Origin of the sequence: Bdellovibrio bacteriovorus (assembly GCF_001592735.1) — a bacterium.
Lineage (GTDB): Bacteria > Bdellovibrionota > Bdellovibrionia > Bdellovibrionales > Bdellovibrionaceae > Bdellovibrio > Bdellovibrio bacteriovorus_D.
Window position 1 is genome coordinate 2051129 of sequence record NZ_LUKE01000001.1, and the last position, 21403, is coordinate 2072531.

Sequence of the window (21403 nt, forward strand, 5' to 3'; positions counted from 1 at the left end):
GCCAAAAGGCTTATGGCAGATTAATTCGCATGACCCCATAATTGGCTGCAAGATAAAGCTTTCCGCCAGAGATGGTCATAGAAGTCACCATTCCTAACGTGGGCGTAGCTCCCGTTTGATTTTTTATGACGTTGCTCGTTCCTAGGACCGTGGTGACAACGCCTGCAGGAGTGATTTTACGAAGCAATCCTGAACCGGAGTCAAAAACATAAAGATTGTTTGTTGCTGGATCTATAACCATAGCACCCGGTTCGGTAAAACGGGCGGAGGCGCCTGTCCCGTCATTGATTCCGGCTGCTCCTGAAGACCCAGCGAAAGTGGTGACCACTCCGCCAGGCAATGTCATCTTTTTGATCGTGTGATCCCACGAATCAGAGATAAAAAGATTTCCGGATGAATCTATGGCAAGCCCTTTAGGATTTCCAAACTTAGCGGCAGTTCCAGTGCCATTTGTCGGAGAGCAATCCGAAGCCACCCCTGCGATGGTCGACACCACACCTGCGGAAGTGATTTTACGAACCACGCAATAATCCGTCATGGTCAGGTAAATATTTCCGGCGGAATCTGCGATCATGCTCCCCACAGAACCAAATTGTGCAGCGGCGCCCGTGCCATCGGCACTTCCTTCTGCGCCTCCCGCGATGGTAGATACTACTGCGCTAGGGCTAATTTTTCGCATTCTGTAGCTAACGCTATCATATACGTACAAGTTTCCGCTGTTATCAAAAGTCATCGAATAAGGGCCATCAAAAGTGGCAGCAGAGCCCGTGCCGTTATCAGAGCCAGAGTCTCCCGATCCAGCAAATGTGGTAACAACCCCGCTGGAGTTGCTTCGTCTAATAAGATTATTCATTGTATCCGCTATATAGATATTACCGCCGATGGCCGCGATAGAGTTTATATCTAGAAACTTTGCGGCCGTGCCGTTGGCATTTAGCATACCTCGATTTGGTGGATGACCAACAAATGTGGTTACCACTCCGGCAGAAGTTACTTTGCGAATGGCGCCAAAATCTGCCACGTAAATATCACCATTGGTATCAAAATCGAAATCTTGGATAAGTCCAAATTCTGCGGCAGTCCCGGTGCCATCTTTATATGCCAGGTTTGAGGTGGGTATTCTGCCGGCAACGGTGGTGACTACGGCACCTGGCGTGATTTTTCTTAAAACAGTATAGTTTGTTACAAAGAGGTTTCCAGAAGGATCTACTTTCATTTTCATCATTACCATAAATCGCGCGGCAGCGCCGGTGCCATCGACGATGCTGAATCCTGGCGTCGTGGTGGGCCCCGCAAAATGCGAAACGGTGTTGCTTGAGGCCAAGTCGATACGTTTTATGTGGGTGTAGGCTTCGTCATACACGTAAAGATAGTTGGGGGCAGCAAAGGCGATAAATTTAGCTCCGGCAAAACGAGCAGCCGTTCCTACACCCACCGCATTGCCCGCCGTGGTTGAACCCGCGATGGTGGTGACGACTCCGGCGGGCGTGATTTTGCGGACTCTGGTGCCATTATCTGTGACATAAATATTATTTGCAGAATCAAAGGTCATTTCTGACAAGGACGTAAAACTTGCACTCGTGCCGGTTCCATCGGCCGTACCAGGAATTGATCCAACAAAGGGCATGAATGTAGACCCGTCATATTTTAAGATGGAGTATGAAGTTAATAAATATTTATTACCGGCGAAATCCTCTCCGGTCATCGTCACCTCAGGATTCGCACTTAAGCTCGACATTGCGATGTCAGAGTCTGCGGTAAAAGTTCCAGATAAAGTAGATACATTTCCTGCAGTATCCACCTTTCTTGAAAGGGCTAAATCTTGAAAGAATATCTCTCCGGAGTTCACTTTTATTTTCATGGGAAAAAAAACACGGGCCGTTGTCCGATAACCATCCAGATACCCGATTCCATCTGGGTCCCCCACAAAAAATTCCAATGCACCTGCGACCACAGCCACTGCTTTTTTTCCCAAGCGCATGGCCGTCATCCCCATGAAGGACTGGGCGGGAGTGGTGATTAAAATAATCATAATAAAAATAAGATTACGCATTAGTATTGAGCTGCCACTCCACAATAAACTTTCACGCCACTGCTATTCATGACTAGGCAGCTGATGATACTTGTGGTTCCAGAGTTGACCGCAAAGCCGCTGTAACTCGCGCCTCCTGACCCACCAGTTGAATTTTTATCCCAATAAACGCTGCTAGTAGCTCCGTTATAAGAAATGTTAAACACACTTGCTGTTTGGCCCGTAACAAAGAAAGTAACGTTCCAAGACATACTTCCTGCGGGCCATCCTGTGATGGTGGGAATATTTAATGTCGTTGTACCCGACGCGCAGGCAGTGACTGTATAAATATTTGTGGCATAACCCGTGATATTGGTCGCACCACAAGACAAGGCCCCAAGATCACCCACTTTTTCAAAGTACGCTTTGCGCAATGTCATGGCTTGATCCACATCAAGACCTGTCTCCGGAGTGGCCGTTCCGATTCCCACGTTGCCCGCGCTGTAATGGATTCTTGAAGAGCCCCCATCCTGCCACATCGAAGCTCCCGCAGGAAGACGGGCAGAAGCAATTGTGCCTCCTGTAATTGCCGACGCATCTAACGATCCGATGTTTTGACATTCAAACATATCAGTCAACGATGACCACTTTACAGTTTGATTAGCATCACAGGAATTCGTATTGAACGCGGACGCTCCCAAACTATTTTTAATGTCAGAAAATCGAATGTCTGCGCCCGCCCAAGAAGTGCCGTTCGATTTAAGATACTGTCCTGAGGCTCCGGAAGCGGAAGGAAGAGATGTCACGGAATTTGTCGAAATCGCGGTGACTCGGCCTTTATTATCAACGGTGATACTTGGAATTAAAGTGGAAGAGCCATACACACCCGCTGTCAAACCACTCACAGTTTCTAATTTGGCTGCTGTCACGGCCCCATCATTTATTTTTGCGGTTATGACAGAGTTCGCAGCAAGCTCTGTTGATGTCACTCCACCGGAAGAAATAGAAATTGTTCCTGATGTCGTGATGCTACCCCCGTTAAGCCCTGTTCCGGCAGTGATTGAAGTCACCGTTCCGCTTCCGCCTCCAGATGGCGCGGGGGAACAAGACCATCCATTTGACGTGGTCCAAATTAGCATTTCATTGTCATTGCAGGATTTATTAAAGAACTGAGTGCCATTACGAACTATGAGGCCACTGTTTGACGTCATACTTCCGGCGAAATTAAGATCCGCGACACCGACAGCGCCATCTAAGATTTTGGCACTGGTCACAGAATCCGCGGCGAGGGTTGGGGCGGCCCAAGAAACATTGGTTCCGTCCGATTGCAAATAAAGACCGTTGTTCCCAAATTGCGAAGGTAAAAGATTGTTGATGGCTGCACCCTGCGAAGTGGCGCCGGTCCCGCCTTTGGTGATCGGAACTGTTGCTAAGGTCAAAGAATTAGATCCCGCGGACGACGTGACGTCCCCCGTGAATGCCGGGAGGGATGCTGTGGGTAAGCTTCCAGAACTTATGTGCGAGGCATTTAAGTTCGTCAGATTGGATCCGTCGACAGACGGAAGTTTATCTCCGACACCCACTTGCAAAATTTTTCCGGTCGTGGTTCCAACATCGACACTCAACGTTCCCGTGATCGAAATAGTTCCTCCCAGAAGTCCCGTTCCGGCCGCGACGCTGGTGACGGTCCCGGAACCACCACTTCCGGAAGCGGGAGTGACAGGGGTGAACTTCGTACCATCAAATGCCAGAACTTTTCCTGATGAATTGCCGGTCAAATCCACGGGCACCCCTTTGATCTTATCCACCGAAACGGAAGATTGGGTGCCGCTGACGTCTCCTGCAAGCAGGCCTGTAAAGCCATTCGCAAAACCGGCATAGGGAACAGTGCGTATTTCGCTGTCTGGTGACAACATCTTCCATCCCGAGCCATCCCAAAAAGACACACGCAATAGACGCCCAGCATGTAAAGGGAGTGTGACGCTCGAACCGCCTTGGCAAGAAAGGGGAATGCCATTTTTTAATGAATCCAAAACCGAAAATACACCCGAGGCGGGGAAAGACCGAGTGCCAGAACCAATGGCCGTGTCAAATAGACCTTTGGAGTGAGTCATGTCGTAGCCGCTGACTTGTTCCTGATAAATTATACAAGATCCGCCTGGATCAGTGATCTGAAAAATAAAACTGACATTATGGTATTGAAGAGGCGTACCATCGCTTCGAAGAATACGGCCCTGGTAGGTCAGCAGTGCCGGCGTTGCTTGCACCTGTGAGCTTAAAAAGAATATAGATAGCAACAGAAACGTCCAAACTTGTTTCATGACCCCTCAAATTCTTTTGATCTTATCGGAATAAGCTATCAGGAGTTGAAGACTCAAATTATTCAGCGTTAGGATCACGAGGTTTATATTAGTTTAGAGGAAGATAAATTGAAAAACTGTTTACAGGAAATTCTCTCGGTTAACGCTTCCTCACATGATAATCACGGACGAGGGGTAAAAATGTACCTAGCTGAACTAGGTCCAGAGACCGAAGCCCAAGTTGCTCCGTCCGGGGAGCTATAAAGCTGATTTGTTTCCGTGGAGGCGTAAAAGCGGGCGCCATTCCAAACAATCGAAAGCCCGTCATACGAGGCGTTAGCAATTTGGTAGCGGGTCCATGTCGAGCCATCAGTACTGATGTGACAATAAAATTTGCTAGAGCCCGCACTCAGAGCGCAAAAAAGAGAACCATTCCAAGAGATGGCCCGATAGTCATAGTTGGTTATGGAACTTGAAGACCAGTTCACTCCATCAGGGGATGTCATCTTGATAGTTCCCCCGCGGGCTAAAGCCAAAAATTGAGTTTGATTCCAGACTAAGCAGCTCCAGGAGGCATTGGGTAAGGTGACTTGAGTCCACGAAACTCCGTCTGAAGAAATGGCACCGACAGTTCCGGGAGCAATGGCGCAAAAAATGCTGCCATTCCAAACTATGGAATTCCAGTCTGCCGAAGCTGGTAAAGTTTGTTGTGACCATGTAACACCATCAGCGGATGTGACGGCGATGTTTCCGGCAGAGGCAATAGCGCAAAAAATGCTTCCATTCCATGCCATCGCAGACCATGAAGCCGCCACCGGCAAGGTGCTTGGGCTCCACGTGGATCCGTTGGTAGAGTTTGCAGCTGTGGATGAGTCGGCGGCGAGGGCTACGGCTAATGAAGAGCTTGAGGCCACTGCGGTCCATCGACCCGTGCCGGGGCTTTCGGGTAAAGAGCCTAAAGCGCTCCAAGAGGTGCCGTCGTTGGAAATTGCGGCGCGATTGGAAAGATTTCCCACAGCAAAAAACTGATTCGATCGAGATGAAATCCCCACCCAGCTTTGCGAACTGGGCATGACTGTCGGGGTCCAAGATGCCCCGTCATCAGAATAAGCGGCGGACGTTCCACTTCCCACGGCGCCAAAACGCGTTCCTTGGGCAGTTATGGACCAGTCAGAACTTGAAGGCATGGTGGATGTTTTCCAGGATCTTCCATCGGTAGAGGTCGCTAGCTTGTTGGTGCCACTCTCAACGGCGGCAAAAACGCTTCCGTTATGAGCCATGGAAGACCAGTTCGCTTTCTCAATACCCTCCACGAACCATGTCACACCGTCTGCGGAGGTCGCCATCAAACTAGAATCACTGGTTTTCGCGACATAGAAGCTTCCCGTCCAAACCACCGACGTCCAAGTTGCCGAAAGTGGTAGGGTTGCCTGGGACCAAGAGGTGGCGTCCGTGGAAGTCAAAAATGTATTGTCGCCTAAAATGATAAAGAGGCTATTAGCATAAGTGACGCAGCTCCAGTTCGCGCTTGAAGGCAAGGTGACCGTACTCCAGTTCGCACCATCATTTGTGGAATAAAGACATGTGCCGGAACCAGGGGTCACCGAAAGGTATCGACCCGAGCTTCCTAGAAGAAGGCTGACTGAACTCATGCCGCTGGGGATGGAAAGGGTGGTCCACGTAATCCCATCGACAGATTGATAAAAGATATCACCGCTCATCCAATAATTGCCTAATAAAAGAAAATTGGAGCCATTGGAAGTCAGTTGGTACCATTGACCGGTCGCTGGTAAATTGGATTGGGTCCAAGTTGTCAGGTCCGTGGAAGTGATGACCTTGTTATCGCCAAAAGGACTAAAAATACTGTTGCCAATAAGACAAGCAACACTTCCGTTCCAGGCCAGTCCGTTCCAAGTAAAAGTATTAGGAAGACTTCCGCTTGTCCAATTGATTCCGTCAGCGGATCGTATGAAGCGATTTCCTCCGGTTGTGCCAGAGTCTACCGCTATGTAATAGCCATTTATGAACTGAAAAAGCTTCCACGTACCCGAAGGAAGAGTGTTGTTGCGGGTCCACGTTGAAGCGTTCGTGGAAAAATAGGTATCGCCATTTAAGAAAGAGTTTGATGCGGGCAAAATGACGTTAGAGCCGGATATTAGAAAGGGTTGGTCCGATTGCACAGGCAAGGATGCTGTCGACGACCAATTTATTCCGTCGGGCGAGGTTATTACGATGTTGCTGTTCTTAGCCACGACGGAAAATAGGGATCCACTCCAGGAAATCGCAGACCAATTGGCCGTGCTCGAAAGAGTTCTCGCGGTCCAACTAACACCATCTGTCGAAGTCATGCCGCGGTTGGACCCTGTCGCAACCGCGCAAAAAACAGTGCCGTTCCACGAGAGGCATGCCCAGTTGGAAGCTGAAGGGAGAGTATTGGTTTGTGTCCACGTGATGCCATCATTCGAATGAGCGCCTCGGTTGGCAGCGCTCGCGATAGCAACAAATTTTGATCCATTTGTGGCTAACCCCGTCCATGTCTGTGAAGAAGGCAGAGTGCGCAATGTCCACGTCGTGCCATCCGTCGACGTGGCCACGTTATTTCCTGGAGAAAGCAGGACAACATAAGTTGAACCATTATAAGCGGTGAGCGCCCAAGAACCTTTTTGATTGTTCGCGGACGGCATTGTTCCATTAGTCCAAGTGGCTCCAGTGGCGGTTGTGGTGCTTCGACCGTTAGACCCGGAATCCACCCCGATCATGCGAAGATAAGCGATGGCAAGGTTTTTGGATTTGCGCATGCGGGTTGCCACCCACGCCCAAGAATTTGAAGATGTGAGGGTCACTGCCGTTGACAAGAGTCCCACGGAAGTCAGGGCTTTGATGAATTCGCGGCGCTTTAGTTTTTGGTTCATGCTAAAGCCCCTTAGTTTTCTTTCCACACCATCGAACCGTACCACACAGTCTCATCAGCGGCCTTGATGAATTGCAATATGGTGATGGAGCCTGAGGCCGTCGCGATTGTCGGCGCCACGTTGGAATCCCATTTCACGGAGTCTCCAGATGCGGTGAGAATAGAAAGTGCTCGATTTCCGGTTCCATCTTGTTTAACAAAAAGAGTGAGGCTGTACATCTTTCCCGGAGGTGACGTCATCGCCGGCAGGCGAATAGCGGAGGTCGCGGAACTTAACGTCAATCGACGAATATTAACAGACGTGTCAGGGATGGTGTAGCTTGCGCCGGTATTGGTGTAGGCACTGACGCCTTCAAAACTAGAATTGACTGCGGCCGCCCCATTTACGTCTAAGGGTGTCGAGGCGGTGGAGGTTCCGATCCCCACATTTCCTGCACTGTAATAAATGCGTGAAGAACCACCGTCTTGCCACAAGGTCGCACTTGCGGGAAGTCGGCCCGCGGCGATGGTTCCAGTGGTGATAGCCGCGGCATCTAAAGAAGCAATATTTTGGCATTCAAACATATCAGTCAACGCGGACCATTTGACGGTTTGGTTTGCGTTACAAACCCCAATATTAAATGCCGAAGCGCCCATGCTATTTTTTATGTCGCTAAAACGCACGTCCGCTCCACTCCAGTTTGTTCCGTCGGATTTTAAAAATTTTCCAGAGCTTGTCGAGGCCGTGGGAAGAGTGTTGATCGATTGAGTCGAAATTGACGTCACGCGACCTTTCGTATCCACAGTGATGTTGGGAACTGCCGAAGCAGAGCCATAGGTTCCGGCGGTGAGTCCGCCCACGGTCTCAAGCTTAGCTCCGGTGACAGCACCATTTGCAATTTCCGTCGTATTTACACCCCCGGCCGCAATCGAAATCGTTCCCGAGGTGGTGATGGATCCTCCATCCAATCCGGTTCCGGCCGTCACGGATGTCACGGTTCCGCTCCCCCCAGCCGACGGAAGAGCACTGCAAGACCAACCGTTAGAGGTGTTCCACACCAAAATTTCATTATTGCTGCATGTCTTATTGAAAAACTGTGTTCCGTTACGGACGACCACACCGGAATTTGCCGTCATCGTACTGGCAAAATTGAGATCAACGACCCCAATGGTTCCATCTAATATTTTGGCGCTGTTCACGGCGTCTGTCGCAATGGTGGCGGTGGAGGCCCCCGGCCCTGAAGCAGTTACATCTCCCGTTAAGGAAGCAATACCTGTATTCGGGGTGGCTACCCACGACGCGTCGGTTCCATTGGTTTGCAAAAAGAGACCGGAATTACCTGTTTGATCAGGTAAAAGATTGTTAAGAGCATTTGCTCTTGAAGTGGCGCCGGTTCCGCCTTTAGAAATGGGAACTGTGGAAAGTGTTAAGATAGATGAGCCCGCAGAAGAGGTAACATCGCCGGAAAATGCGGGCAGAGATGAGCTTGGCAAAGATCCCGTGGTGAGATGACTGGCATCAAGATTGGTCAGATTAGAACCATCGATAATTGGAAGCTTATTACCTGTCGCTACTTGAAGAATTTTTCCGGTCGTGGTCCCGACATCGACACTCAAGGTGCCTGAAGTGGTGATGGTACCACCCACCAGTCCTGTGCCTCCGGTCACGCTTGTTACGGTCCCCGTGGTTCCTGTTGCGAGAGTTGCAGGAACGAATTTCGAACCGTCGAACGAAAGAACTTTTCCAACCGAATTGCCCGTTAAATCTACGGGTACGCCTTTGATTTTGTCGACGGAGGTCAAAGTTTGCGGCCCACTCACGTCACCTGATAACAAACCGGTAAAGCCCGTCGAGAATCCTGCGTAAGGAACTGTGCGGATTTCGGAGTCAGGAGAGATTAACCTCCATCCCCGCCCATCCCAGAAAGAAACTCTTAAAAGTCTTCCGGCGTGTAAAGGCAACGTGACAGTGGATCCACCTTGGCAGGAAAGGCTCACGCCATTACGTAAGGAATCTAAAACCGTGAATACCCCCGTAGCGGGAAAAGAACGACTTCCAGATCCAATCGCGGTATCAAAAATACCCTTAGAGTGAGTCATGTCATAGCCGTCAACCTGTTCTTGGTACACCACGCATGCGCCGCTGGGATCAGTGATTTGAAAAATAAAACTCACACTGGGATATTCAAGGGGGCTTCCGTCACTTTTGATGATACGCCCTTGATAAGTAAGCAAGGCTGGCGTCGCGTATGCAGAGAAACTTAAAAGTAATGCACCTAAAACAAACGTCCCAAATTTGTCCATGTTCCCTCGGCTTCCCAATGGACGTCTTATCGGAAGTAGGATTTTGAAAATTGAGAACTCAAATTATTTAGTGATGAGTTAAGGGTGCATATAGGGGACTTGAAATTTAAGAAAACAAATAGTGTTTACTCAAAAAAATATCAGCGAACAGGACTCCTTAAGTGGGCAGTTACTGCTGCAGATCCATGACATGGCTTAATTTCTTCTTCATCTCGGTGGGGTTAAGTGTTGTGAACAAAATCCCGGTAATGTAACGAGCGTTGACTGAGTCCGTTTCGTTCTTTGTTTCTCGCAGCATGAGATAGATTGCTTCATGAAAAATAAGGGCGGCTTTATTTATAGCCGCAATTTTTGATGAATACCAAAGCTGTTCACTGATCAAAATCCGCCCGTCCACGGTGAAGTTCGCGAACTGGGTGTATTTTATGTTCTCGGTAAAACAAAAGTCGTAACCGGGCTCGATGCGATTGTAAATATCTTCAATGGAGCGAAGTTTCGCATCAACGAAGTGAATATTTTTCTGAACTCTCTCAAGATAGGGCCTCAATAAACTGTCTATTTGGGGCAGGTTTTCTTGTAACCACTTTTGACGGGATTTCAAGACACTTTCAGGAGTGTCTGAATACTGCCCTAAAATAACCGGCAACTCAAATTCGTTGCTTGCTTCATAAAGATCTACCAGAACGCCAAATTGCATTTCACCTTGAGCGTCATGACAAGTCCAAAGCCCCCCCCCGTTGCCAATCACCCGAGGGCCGGCGAATAAGGAAGCAGAATGCAAAAGTGTAAACAGAATTAAGACAAGTTTCATTTGTGATCACCTACGGGTAAATCTGTGCGAAAGAATTGCAGAGAGAGCTGATAAACGGAATCTTTTTCCGCATCTTGCTCATAAAAACGAGACGCAAACTGAGTTTGAAATTCGCGAAGGGCCTCTTTGGCTTCGGCCACCTTCTTTTCATTGAAAGCAAAGGTCATGCTCATGTATTCACGTTTCATCACATCGTCGCGTACCAAGGCTTTAGCCGCTTCCGTCAGAACACTGCGATGAAAATCCTTGATTGCTGGCGAAGGTACATCGAAAGAAGACTGCGATTCCGCATGTCGGGCGGTATATTTTTGATCGATGATTTCAACCATCTTTAAAGAAATCAACTGCGAAACAATTTTATCGGTAGCCATAGTGGAAAGTCCTAACCTTCGCGCAAACCACGTGATTGAGTGGTCACAGTCCTTTAATTCTAAAAGCTCAAGAAAAGTTAGATAGTGCCAACTGCGGATGACTTCGATTTCATTGCCCGCGAATTTTACTGTATTGTCCTGTCGCTTTTTCAAATTTTCTAACTCAGCCGCCGCGCCTTTTCTTTTTGTGGCCGATCGGCCGTGAGCCCCCACCGCACTCAGAACAAAAAATTTCTTGTTCTCAGCGTCGAGCTGAAGCTTTTTAGCAATATTTCCCGCTTTTTTATCTGAGATGCCTTTAAGGCCACGTAATAAGTTCGACAATAAAGACGGGCTGATTTCCAAGTACTTGGCAAACGCCCGCAAAGAATAGGAAGGATTTTTTTTGCGACGTAAATTCAGTTCATCTTTAAGTACTTTAATATGATATTGCAGATTTTTACCGGTCATTCGCAGCATTCTAGTAAAAAAATATTCAGAATCACAATAGGATTAAGAGTTCTGCCTGTGCGTCAAAACAGGATTGTTCTCTGAGCGACAACTCCGAGAACGGTGTTACAGCGAACGCAGGCTCGCCAACCATGGCGCAGCGATTTTTTCTAATTGAATCTGACTTGCGCGAGGTAAGTGCGGCTTTAGCTCCATTAAGGCGAGTAAGGTATTTACCTTCATCGGGAAATCCAAAGCCGATTTATCACCGTTGAGGTAAAATTTTTCTTGGCCATCGAAGAGCTGTTTGTTCATCGCAAAATAGATTTCTTGGGCCGACCAAATATAGGCATCAATTTTAGAAATCTGCCAAGCCTTAAGCAGGGCGCGGATCGAGATTACCTGTTCTTCAACATTGTAAACCGGGTTGTTCGAGCGAGTCATTTGATGCAAATAGTATTGCGATTGAATCAATGCATTTTCTGAAACCAACTGATTGGAAATAAAATTAGCTAAGGCCACGACCAGAAGCTTTAAATCGGCTCGCCCTTGGCGAAGCAAGCTGAGCGGTGTATCGCCGTTGGCGTCTTTTTCTAAAAGTAGAGGGGAACGAGTGTTCTCAAGTCCTTCTGTCGCCTCTAGAAACGTGGCAATGGCGACCAAAAACTGCGCGACGTCTTTAGAACGCACGATGTTTGATTTTTTACCATCTTTAATATCTACGATACCGCCCATGACGGCCGTTTCGTCACTGGTTGAATATTGATCGGCCCACACGATGTTATTATCAACGCTGACCAAGAAAACCGGTGTCGCCCGTTTTGTGATGTCTTGTAAAAGGACGGCCACGTCAGCGATGTTTAAGGCAAAAAGCATATCTTTAGGAAATAAAGATCGATTCAAGGCTTCGGACTGAATTTCATTTGTCAGTTCTTGGGCCTTGATATGACCCACTAAATGGTCATAGCTCGTGTTTTTCCAGTCAGCCGTGATGCGCAACATTTCACTTAGGCCTTTAATTTGATCCGCAAAGGCACTGGCCGAAAAATCTTTGGCGTAAGTGATATTTTGATTCGCGTGAAAGGCATCACGCAATTTAATTTTATCGGGAATACGGTAAGAATTTAAGTTCGCTGAAAAGTTCATAAGATCCAGCGGTGTCTTTTCATGACCTACGGGTGAAAGCAATGCCGGGATCAGCTTGTCATTTGTATCGCGGTAGCCACCGATACTGATTAATTTATTGATTTGTGAAAGGGCGGATTGAAAAGCCAAAGAATCGCCAGAGGGACTGTGGGCCATTAACAGAGAATTCACCGACATTGAAGTTCCGGCGGTCGGAGCTTTTAAATCTTCCACCGCCCCGGAAGCTTGTAAAGATAAACCACTGCCGGATTTTAAATTAATTTGAATGTTAGAGGTTTCAAATCCATAAATTTTCCCTCCTTGAGAAGGCATTTTGCCTTTGCCCCAAGAAGACAACAGCGTTCCGAAATAACCTGGATAGTCTTTTTGTACTGACGACAATCGAGAGGCTTCTTTCATTAAGCCCGCATCGATACGTTGAGCGAAAATTCCCGGTATCTGTGGTAAATAGGATTGAGCATAACGACGAACGTCGGTCAAAACGTAGGCTTTGGTCTTTACATTCATTTCGTTTTGCAATTGCGAAATACCGTATTTTTTAATTTCTGGCAGGATGAATAGCTTTTTAGCGATGCCGTTAAACAGGCCACCCGAACAACCTTCTGTGCGCAAGCATTGGAGGTCTTTGTCGGACTGCTTACTTAAGAAATCATACAAAGAAGAACTTAAGGGTTTAAAATAAGAAGCTCGTTCTTGTGCGCTTAGCATGCGCCAAACATCCACCAAAACAGTCAGTCCCCCTTGGGCATCTTTGGCCGCATCAATGCTGCGACCTAACTGGCGACCTTGCTGTAAACTTGTGCGCAATGTTTTTGGAACTTCAAATCCAAATTGCGCTAAAGCTTCATCCAAGGCTTTAAGTGTTTGACTTAGGCTGCGTGCCTCATCCAGTCGGACGATGGACTTTTGCGCTTGTTGAAACATGGGGGTTGTTTGTTTTTTTAATTCGGCCGAAACGCCTTCGCTGATAATAGCGGGCAGATTCATCTGTGGAATTGCTTTTAGGACATTTTGGGTGAAATCTTCGACCTGTTGCAAAGCCGTACCCAATGGCGTGGGCTTTGCTGGCCATGGATGCCTTTTTCCCATGTTTAAGATGGTGCTGTTCAAAGTCTTTCTTGAAGCGGCTAACTCGTCGGCAACTTGATTTAAGCTGCCCATGACTTCGGTCTGAGTATACGCTGCCGCCATCGCCGCAAACGGGGATTGCGCCATATCCACATAACTTGTTACTTGTGGCTGTTGATAAAAATGACGAATCCAAGAAACGCCTTTTTGGCTAAGGTCACTGTCTTGCAGCGCTTGTCCTAAAAGGACGATATTTTCTGCTTGGCGGAAATAGCTGTCAGTGGAAACGACGCCTTGCCAAGAAAGTTGTACTGGTTCATTTTCAAAGGCACGTAAGTCCGAACTTAGATCAATATCTTGAGTCTTTGGACCGAAACCTTGTTTGGCTTGTCCGAAATCGCGCTCTTCCACGGCGGGCGCGCACGCGGATAAAATGAAGATGCTAAAAATGATGAGTTGAAATGTCTTTTTCATTTTATCCTTTCTTTAAGTCCAGCTCAATCCAGCTCCGCGGCCCCCTGGCCGCTGCGCCTCTTGCCCACGGGGCGGCTAAAAAAACATCATGACGTTAAGTTCTTGTACTAACTGCCGCTCAACGTTGACTCCGGAGATCACGTCAGAAACCTCTAGCGAAACGATCATTGGCAAAACGGCAGACTTTTTAAAATACGATTTTACCGAGCTGTATGAGATCTCACCTTTAACGCGTTGGAACTGCGTGCGGGTGTTTGTGGCAAGTAAATCATAGCGAGAATTTTTGGAGCCTTTGAATTGATCGGCCTCTTTGGCGTTAATGTCGTATCCCGCACCCAGCGTCCAAGAATCAGAAGCTTCGTAAAAAAGATTTCCGCCGACGGTGGCCGTGTTGCCGATGTGACGGGTCACGTTTTCTTTGCTGGAGGCATCCGGCAGTGAGTCGTCGGCGTCTAATGGAACACGCATGGTGATGTCGTCAGGAATATTAAAGATATAGGAAGCGTAAGGAACCGCGATAAATCCACCACCTAAACGTTGAGAGAACGCAAAAGTGTTGTTGATGTTGGTACGGCCAAAGATATTTAAAGCCGCCAAGTCATCGGCATCATATTTAGGGCCTGTTGGTAAGGTTAGCTGCGCCTGATAGATCAAAGCTTTGTCCGCGGTTTCAAAGAATTTATAGATACTCGCAACTTGAATATCTCCTAAGAAAGACTCGTTGCGATTATTAAGATCTTTATAGCCTTTATTTTTTAATGTCTGACGAGCCGCTTGGCCCAGATCCGTATTTAATGCTTCATCCAATTCCGGGCTGATGCCTTTAAATTGCGAACGGTAATATTCGATATTTGAAAACTGCTGAGATAGTGAAATGTCATTCTTATAAGACACAACCGGTAAACCGACGCCCAATGTCCATTGCTTTGTGATACCGCGAGCAAATATCGGAGCGAAATATTTAACTTGTGGTTTTGTGTCGACACGCAAAACACCAAGATTAAAATCATCACCCAGTTTGTGAGCACCGAAACGATTTAAGGCATCCACCAAACGTTTAGCGTCAGGATTGTATCTAGATAAAGTGGCTGAATCGAAAACGACAGAACGATAGTCGCCTAACTTCATCAGGCGGCCGTCTTCGGTGTATTTTTGATCAATGCCATCAATAGAGCCGAAGCGAAAAGACGGACTATTGATGTTTGCGGGAAGCGTGCTAGTTGACGTCAGGGCGTGGGCGCATACTGACACCATGATCGTATAAAATACTGAAATTGCTAAGAAGATCCTCACCCTAAACCTCTTAAATTTCTACGTTCAAACTAGGCAAGTAAGGCTAAAGCCAAATACGTGCCAAAGCTCGCAGTGGCGTTTTGAACACTTCGAGATGTCTACGAGGGTGATGAAAAGAAATTGGTACAAGAGGTGTAAAACAAATCTTCAGATTTAGTATTTGCTCTTGAAACTAGAGCGAACTCTCTACTTATCAGGATTTCTATAAAATTCCTGTGCGTGATAAAATCAAACCGCTGGATTTTTTCGCCAGGCCTGTGAAGTTTTCTTTATAAGAGTCTATAAGGTTTTTCGAGACGGCAACGTTTGTGCATTTCTTGCCGGTATTAAAACTTAAATCTGTCGGAGAAAGTTGTACGCGGCGTACAACTTCCTGCTTTTTAACGTCCCAAAGCTCACTTGAAAGTAAGAAATAACCTTGCAGTTCTGCCTTGGCTTCGCTGCGCGCACAGTACAAGCCATAGCCAGGAGTATAGCTAGCAAACATAGGATGAGGAGACGGATGAATAACTAAAAGATATTCGGCGTTTTGGGCGCTGGCTTGATCCAAAAAATATTTTTCTAATGTTTGATATCGATTTCCTAAATAAATATCTTTTAAGGCCAATGCTTGTTCGCGTTCTGCGGTGACAATTTTGCTGTCAACTTGCAATTCAAAAGAGTTTTTGTTCGAGCTTTTGAGGGAGACCAAAGTTTCCTGGGTGATAACCTGATCGGTGTTCGTCAGAGGATTTGTCGGAGCATCCATCACCGAAATCACCGCGATGTTATTAAAATTCTTCGGATCATTAGCGGTTGTTGTTTTTTGCGAAGCGCAGCCAAAAGTAAATATGCAGATCAAAAATGCTAAAGGTAGATTCTTCATGGCAACCTCTCTCGGGAGTTACCGATCAAGAATATTCTTTTTTAGATTTCAAGTCTACAGGACTAGATGGAATTTGTCGCTGGTAGGGTTGACTCTGAAATGAGCTTTTTTAGCGCCGTGGCAGGGTCTTGTGCGGACTCTAAGTTTTTGCAACGTTGAATGAATTCTGAAAAATTCCGTCCCGACAACTCATACAGCTTTTCAAAGTCGCTCAAGTCCTGCATATAGGTTTTATACAAAAGCAGACGGGCATTGTTGAGTTTGAGCTCTGGAAAATGATCAAAATTCTTAGTTTTAAGGCGAGGCTTTAAATTTTTGGTAAAGCGTTCTTGGATTTGACGGATGCGCGCGACACGATTTTCTTCGACTCGATCGGAAGCTTTTAAACTTTGGTACCAAACTTTAAGTTCATCCAGTTCGGCAGAAATGAATTCTGAAAAAAGTTTGCTGTCTTCACCTTCGTCTTTCAGCTGCTTCAGTGTCGGGGATTCTAAGCCTTCTTTTTTTTGATAAAAAAGCTCAGCCCCCTTTGTGCCGGTGAATGTGGCAAGACGTTCATTGAAATCGGCCTCATGCTTGATGAATAAGGTGGCATGCACGGTTTCATGAATGATGGTGTTAACCAAATCATAATCGTCATAGCGAAGCATGGAGCTTAAAATGGGATCATTAAACCAGCCCAAGGTGCTATATGCCGAAACGCCGCGCATGTAGGTGTCTAACCCTTTGCCCTGCATTTCTTTTTCTTCTTCTAAAGCATCCGGTTCGCTGAAGTAACCTTTATAAGGCATTTTTCCCATAAACGGATAAGACCACTGATAGGTTTTTAATTCCCATTTTTCGGCGGCACTCACCACATAGGTGACATAGGGGCGACCTAGTTCGACATAAGAGGTGTAATTTTTGGTGGGCTTTAGGTGAAGATCTTTTTCCGCGAACTCACGCGCCTCAAGCGCCAAGCGCAGTTTTGATTTTTTTTCTTCTTCAAGCTTTGGGTCGGCCAAGGCTTCGTTGATGGGAACGCGGCTATGAAGCAGCTTCATTTGTCCCACGCCGGATTTCATAATGTAACCTAACTGGCAACCACTTAAGACGAACATCAAAGATGAAAGAGCCAGCAGAGATTTTTTGTTCATTACAGAATCCAGGTCACTCCGGCACGGATGGAGGAGTCATCCGTTTGGGCGCCACCATCAAGGGGCGTTTTCCAAACATCGTAACTGAATTTTAAACCGAAAGTTTCTGTCAGTTGAATTTTCATGCCGGCCCCGTAACTGGGAACCGTGGCTGTTTCCGGGTCAATAGAAGCTGTTCCCGCACCTTCAATCACCGCCGTCTGACTGCGTTTGATTTGCGCGCCTCCGCCTTTGACGTAGGGTTGGAAAAGGGCTTTCTTATCGGCAAAGGCCAAAATTAAGTCAGCGCCCAGAATTTGGGATTTTTGAGTCGTGGTACGGCGAGGATCCGTTAAGCTTGCTTTTTCTTTTTTAACGCCGGTGGCATCAGTGTAGCTCAGCTCTAATGCCATGCGCTCTAAGAAGTAAATTGAAAGAGAACCCGTGATGGATTCCGTATCAAAAGAGTTTTCTTGGTCAAACGTGGTCGTTTTTCTGCCATAAGAGGCGCCCAGCTCGGTATAGAAAGCATGCGCGTAAGAACTTAGAGTCATCGTTGCCAGTAAGCCAAGTGTAGAAATGATTTTATTCATATCCATCATATTACCAGGGCTCGTGGCGCATGACATGATTCTCGAGCATCTCTGGACTTAAGCAACTAGACTAAGGTAGTTTAGAGCCATTATGTCAGAGAAAATCCTAAAATGCGGCCTTCCAAACGATGAAAAAGAACTGAGAAAACTTCTAACTCCGGAGCAATACCGGATCATGGTTGAAAACGGCACGGAACGTCCTTTTCAAAATGAGTACTGGGATAACCACGAGCCAGGCCTTTATGTCGATGCGATTTCGGGTGTTCCACTTTTCTCGAGTGATGATAAATTTGACTCAGGATCCGGCTGGCCCAGTTTCACTAAACCGGTTTCGCCTGATGCAGTGGTTGAATTTAGAGATGAAAGCCATGGAATGATTCGCGTGGAAGTCAGAGCGAAAGTTTCAAACTCTCACCTAGGACATGTCTTTGACGACGGTCCCGCGCCGACGGGTTTGCGCTATTGTATCAACTCGGCTTCTTTAAAGTTCATCCCTAAAAAGCCCAGTGAAAGAGAATAGCGGTCTTCGGCCCTTGTCGAAAACTTTGACACCTAAAATCAGTTAAAACTCTTAAAAATTAGCTATTGAGGGCATCACGATTGCATCCCTAAGGACTCGGCAAGCCTCGCGAATTTAATTCGGGGAGGCTCGCTTTTTGAGGAAAGGGTGATTTTGTGAGGCTCGGTCTAAACTCTTATCTGTTGGTTGTGGCTGCATTTTTATTGCAGGTTCCTGCGGCGCAAGCTTCATTAAACTGTTCTAAGATTTTTGATCCGAATTGGAAAACCTTGTCTATTCATGAATTCGCTGACCAATATCCTGAAGCCTTGCAAAATTTAAAATTACGAGCTTCCGAAAAAGAACTTTTATCAAGCAAAGTCGTCCCGGCGATTGCGAACATCCAAACGAACTCGCGCCGTATTTCTTGGCTTTCGAAGCCTGAAGTGGTCATCAATAAAAAAGATGTTTTATTAGTGATGCCGGCTGAAAACAAAAATCCTGCCGACTTAAAGGCATGGATGATTGATCCAGAAACGCAAAGCTGGATCAACCCCACAACGGTGAACGGAAAGATCCTCTTAGCCGACGGCACACGCCTGGTGACTTACAAAACCGATGAACTAGCCCCAGGCGCGACGTATGCTTGGTCGGCTTCCGCGATTAGATATTCAAATATAAAATTTAAAGAACGCAAGGGCAGCCTGGATGTTAAAAAATTCATCCAAGAAAACTTAAAAACGTTCAACGAATTGGTCGATGCCACTGAATATATCTCTTCTGAAAATGTGGGTCAGCTAGGCCTGTATATAGCAAAATCTCAATTAGGTCGCGAGGTGTTAATATTGGCCACGCCGTCGGGCCTACGTCAGGCGCACGAAGGTATTTTCATTTTTGATCTTAAGACTAAAACGTTTGAATTTGCTAATGACATTAAGAAATTCGATAAGTTCTTCTTACCCGATATCCAAATGTCTTTATTTGTGGGTGGCGACCCGCTTTGGCAATAGAGGAGTTACTATGCTTCGTCGTTTCGTTCAATTAGCGGCTCTTTCGGTACCCTTCATCGTGGGTTCAATTTCTCATGCGGCTGTTTGGAAAGTTACCAATGGTTGGAATGCCCAATGGGAAAAAGCTTTTGGCAAATACATCAATGAATTACCATTAGATTATTTCAATCACCCAGGTACTCCGTATTATAATATTCCCACCGATTGTGCCGATGCCGCTTACACATTGCGTGTGATCTTTGCCGCTGAAAATGGCTTGCCAGTAAACTTTTATAACTGGAACGGTCTTAATCTTTCTGATCGTAACACTCAATTTGATAGTATTTCTGATGACACCGAACGCTTAAGAAAATTTATTCGTTTAGTGAATCTTAACACGGATACAGGGACATTGATTTCAGAAACCTATCCAATTGCCATCAATCGTGGCAGTGTGATTCCGGGAACAATGCTTTTGCACTCTCCGAAAAAAGAAATGAAAAATGGTGTGAATTGGACGCCGCCAGTACTTGCTTCCAATCACGTTTTTTACGTACAAAATGTTTCAGCAAGTGGACTTGTGGCTTATATCAGCTCCACCGTGCCAGCGGCCGTCAGAAATTTGAACGTGCGCAACGGTTATGTGTACGCTCCGTTTAATGAAAACTCAGGCTATCGTGCATGGAAGTGGCCCTATACAGAAGGTCAGCCTTTGGAAAGCCGTTTAAACGGAAGCATGGAACAATTCGGTTTGGCGAACTGGGTTTCGGCTATCTTTGCGACAAAAGACACGGTGGTTGCGGGGCGTAAGGCAATGTGGGCTCAGGATAAAGCTTGGTCTGACGTAGTTCGCTCGCGTTTGCAGGGAAAGGGCGCGGGACGCGAAATTAATCCGACGGAAGAGCTTAATGCCGTCATGGGAAATATCAATAACGGCTTGAATGATCGTATCAAAGTTGTCTTGGAAGGATGGAACGCCTATCAATCCAGATATAATGGGCGTAGCTGCATGAGTCCCGATGATTACGATGGTTTCTCGACACCAACTCGCGACACTCGCATTCAAACCGAGCTTGCTTATTTGCCCGCGGCAGCGATGCGCTATTTGAAAAGTAAACGTATTTCACCGACGCCTAAGCAGCTGGAGAAGTTCTATTCTCAGTACAAATATGAAGTGGCGCCGGGGACGATTGTTAACTTGAATCAGATTCTGTCGGCGTTCAAGGGGCGCAAAGCCCTATCCATCAGTGAGCCTGAGCATTCGCCTTTAATTCGTTGGGGTGTTACTGAATACACGTCTTCGAAACAATGGCCATGCCCTCAGCACGCCAAGAAGTACTTGGGATCTGACAACTTCTAGTTGTCTTCAGAACGTGCAAACCACTTTGGATTGTAGTTCACCGTGAAGGCGATGTTGATATGAATAAACCCGTCCTCCTGAACCATTTCAGGGGGAGGGTTGGGGATCACGCGAGCATCTTTAAAAGCAGCCGGTCCCGTCAAATCAAAAGACGGCATCCCTGAAAGCTTCATGATTTTTGCTTTTTGCACATTGCCGTGCTTATCCAATAAAAATTCGACTTGAGTTTCCCACGAGGTGGTTCCACGCGGAGCCAGTGCGGGATTTAAAGTTTCCATGGCCTGCATCACACGGGTTTCCCAACGATAGCGAATCAATTCTTCCATGCGTGAATAAAAAGAATAAAACAAATGGCGATCGGTATTCAGGGCAGTGAATGAACCCACTTTGACTTCAAGCCTGTCGCCGACAGTGGACATGCCCTCTAACTGATTCATCTGGCGCAAATCATCGGTGATGTCGACGGGCTTATAACCATCGGGATCACGTTCGGTGTTTTTATCTGCGGCACGCTTGGTTTTTTCAGTAACGGCTTGATCTGGTTTTTCTTGGCTAGGGCTGGCTGTATTTGCGCGATTGGCGGTCATGCCCGTTTCAGAAGCTTGAGTTTGCTCACGCACACGCTGTTTTTCTGCGGATAAAAGCTTTGCCAAAGTTTCGTCGTCTTTAACTTTTAACTTTTCAGGCACCAAAGCTTGGCGCACGACTTGGCGTTTTTTTTCTGCCGGCAAAAGGGCCTCTAAAATACGACCTTCGGGATAGAGTTCTACTTGGATGGTTTCTGGTGGAGCTTTAGGCGCAAGTAATGGAGCCAGCCAGACCAAGCAGATAATGGCTAAAATATGAAACCCAGAACTGAATAAAATCGCGCGAATCACAGGCATC

At 46.8% G+C, this 21403-nt stretch carries 15 protein-coding genes; 3 read left to right on the forward strand and 12 right to left on the reverse strand.

All coding sequences use genetic code 11. From position 1 onward, the window contains the following. Positions 1-10: 10 nt before the first annotated feature. The 11 genes from AZI86_RS09995 to AZI86_RS10045 form a co-directional block, all read right to left on the reverse strand. A complete protein-coding gene (locus AZI86_RS09995) occupies positions 11-2053 on the reverse strand; it encodes a hypothetical protein (RefSeq protein WP_061834894.1) in 2043 nt (680 codons plus the stop codon). Further along, positions 2053-4332 carry a hypothetical protein gene (locus tag AZI86_RS10000; RefSeq protein WP_061834895.1) on the reverse strand — a complete coding sequence of 760 codons (2280 nt, stop codon included), beginning with the start codon at positions 4330-4332 and terminating at the stop codon, positions 2053-2055. Before AZI86_RS10000 ends, AZI86_RS09995 begins: the two co-directional genes overlap by 1 nt. A 161-nt stretch (positions 4333-4493) precedes the next feature. After that, positions 4494-7223: a DUF6242 domain-containing protein gene (locus AZI86_RS10005; protein ID WP_061834896.1), complete on the reverse strand. Its 2730-nt coding sequence runs from the start codon at positions 7221-7223 to the stop codon at positions 4494-4496. Between the two features lie 11 nt (positions 7224-7234). Next, complete coding sequence (locus AZI86_RS10010) at positions 7235-9505, reverse strand: hypothetical protein (RefSeq protein ID WP_061834897.1); 2271 nt, start codon at positions 9503-9505, stop codon at positions 7235-7237. Between the two features lie 169 nt (positions 9506-9674). After that, positions 9675-10316, reverse strand: a complete 642-nt coding sequence (locus AZI86_RS10015) for a hypothetical protein (protein ID WP_061834898.1) — start codon at positions 10314-10316, stop codon at positions 9675-9677. Continuing rightward, entirely contained in the window at positions 10313-11137 is an 825-nt protein-coding gene (locus AZI86_RS10020) for a TIGR02147 family protein (RefSeq protein ID WP_061834899.1), read from the reverse strand. The genes AZI86_RS10015 and AZI86_RS10020 overlap by 4 nt, the downstream gene beginning before the upstream one ends. Before the next feature lie 105 nt (positions 11138-11242). Then, positions 11243-13804 carry a hypothetical protein gene (locus AZI86_RS10025; RefSeq protein ID WP_061834900.1) on the reverse strand — a complete coding sequence of 854 codons (2562 nt, stop codon included), beginning with the start codon at positions 13802-13804 and terminating at the stop codon, positions 11243-11245. A 75-nt stretch (positions 13805-13879) separates the two neighbouring features. Beyond that, on the reverse strand, positions 13880-15097 hold the full coding sequence (locus AZI86_RS10030; protein WP_253715856.1) for a hypothetical protein: 1218 nt from the start codon (positions 15095-15097) through the stop codon (positions 13880-13882). Between the two features lie 202 nt (positions 15098-15299). Further along, the gene (locus tag AZI86_RS10035) at positions 15300-15962 is read right to left on the reverse strand and encodes a hypothetical protein (protein ID WP_061834901.1); all 663 of its coding nucleotides are present in this window, start codon (positions 15960-15962) and stop codon (positions 15300-15302) included. 62 nt (positions 15963-16024) lie between these two features. Beyond that, positions 16025-17098, reverse strand: a complete 1074-nt coding sequence (locus tag AZI86_RS10040; protein ID WP_061834902.1) for an aminopeptidase — start codon at positions 17096-17098, stop codon at positions 16025-16027. Further along, positions 17098-17670: an outer membrane beta-barrel protein gene (locus tag AZI86_RS10045; RefSeq protein ID WP_061835143.1), complete on the reverse strand. Its 573-nt coding sequence runs from the start codon at positions 17668-17670 to the stop codon at positions 17098-17100. The genes AZI86_RS10040 and AZI86_RS10045 overlap by 1 nt, the downstream gene beginning before the upstream one ends. A 91-nt stretch (positions 17671-17761) precedes the next feature. On the opposite strand from AZI86_RS10045, the gene msrB reads away from it, so the two are divergent. The 3 genes from msrB to AZI86_RS10060 all read left to right on the forward strand — a co-directional run bounded on the left by msrB (position 17762) and on the right by AZI86_RS10060 (position 20518). Then, a complete protein-coding gene (gene msrB / locus AZI86_RS10050; RefSeq protein WP_061834903.1) occupies positions 17762-18190 on the forward strand; it encodes a peptide-methionine (R)-S-oxide reductase MsrB in 429 nt (142 codons plus the stop codon). A 155-nt stretch (positions 18191-18345) separates the two neighbouring features. Beyond that, on the forward strand, positions 18346-19179 hold the full coding sequence (locus AZI86_RS10055) for a hypothetical protein (protein ID WP_061834904.1): 834 nt from the start codon (positions 18346-18348) through the stop codon (positions 19177-19179). Positions 19180-19189: 10 nt separating this feature from the next. Beyond that, positions 19190-20518: a hypothetical protein gene (locus tag AZI86_RS10060; RefSeq protein WP_061834905.1), complete on the forward strand. Its 1329-nt coding sequence runs from the start codon at positions 19190-19192 to the stop codon at positions 20516-20518. On the opposite strand, the gene AZI86_RS10065 is transcribed toward AZI86_RS10060, so the two are convergent. Further along, on the reverse strand, positions 20515-21402 hold the full coding sequence (locus tag AZI86_RS10065) for a cell envelope integrity protein TolA (protein ID WP_061834906.1): 888 nt from the start codon (positions 21400-21402) through the stop codon (positions 20515-20517). The genes AZI86_RS10060 and AZI86_RS10065 overlap by 4 nt on opposite strands. Between the last annotated feature and the right edge of the window lies 1 nt (position 21403).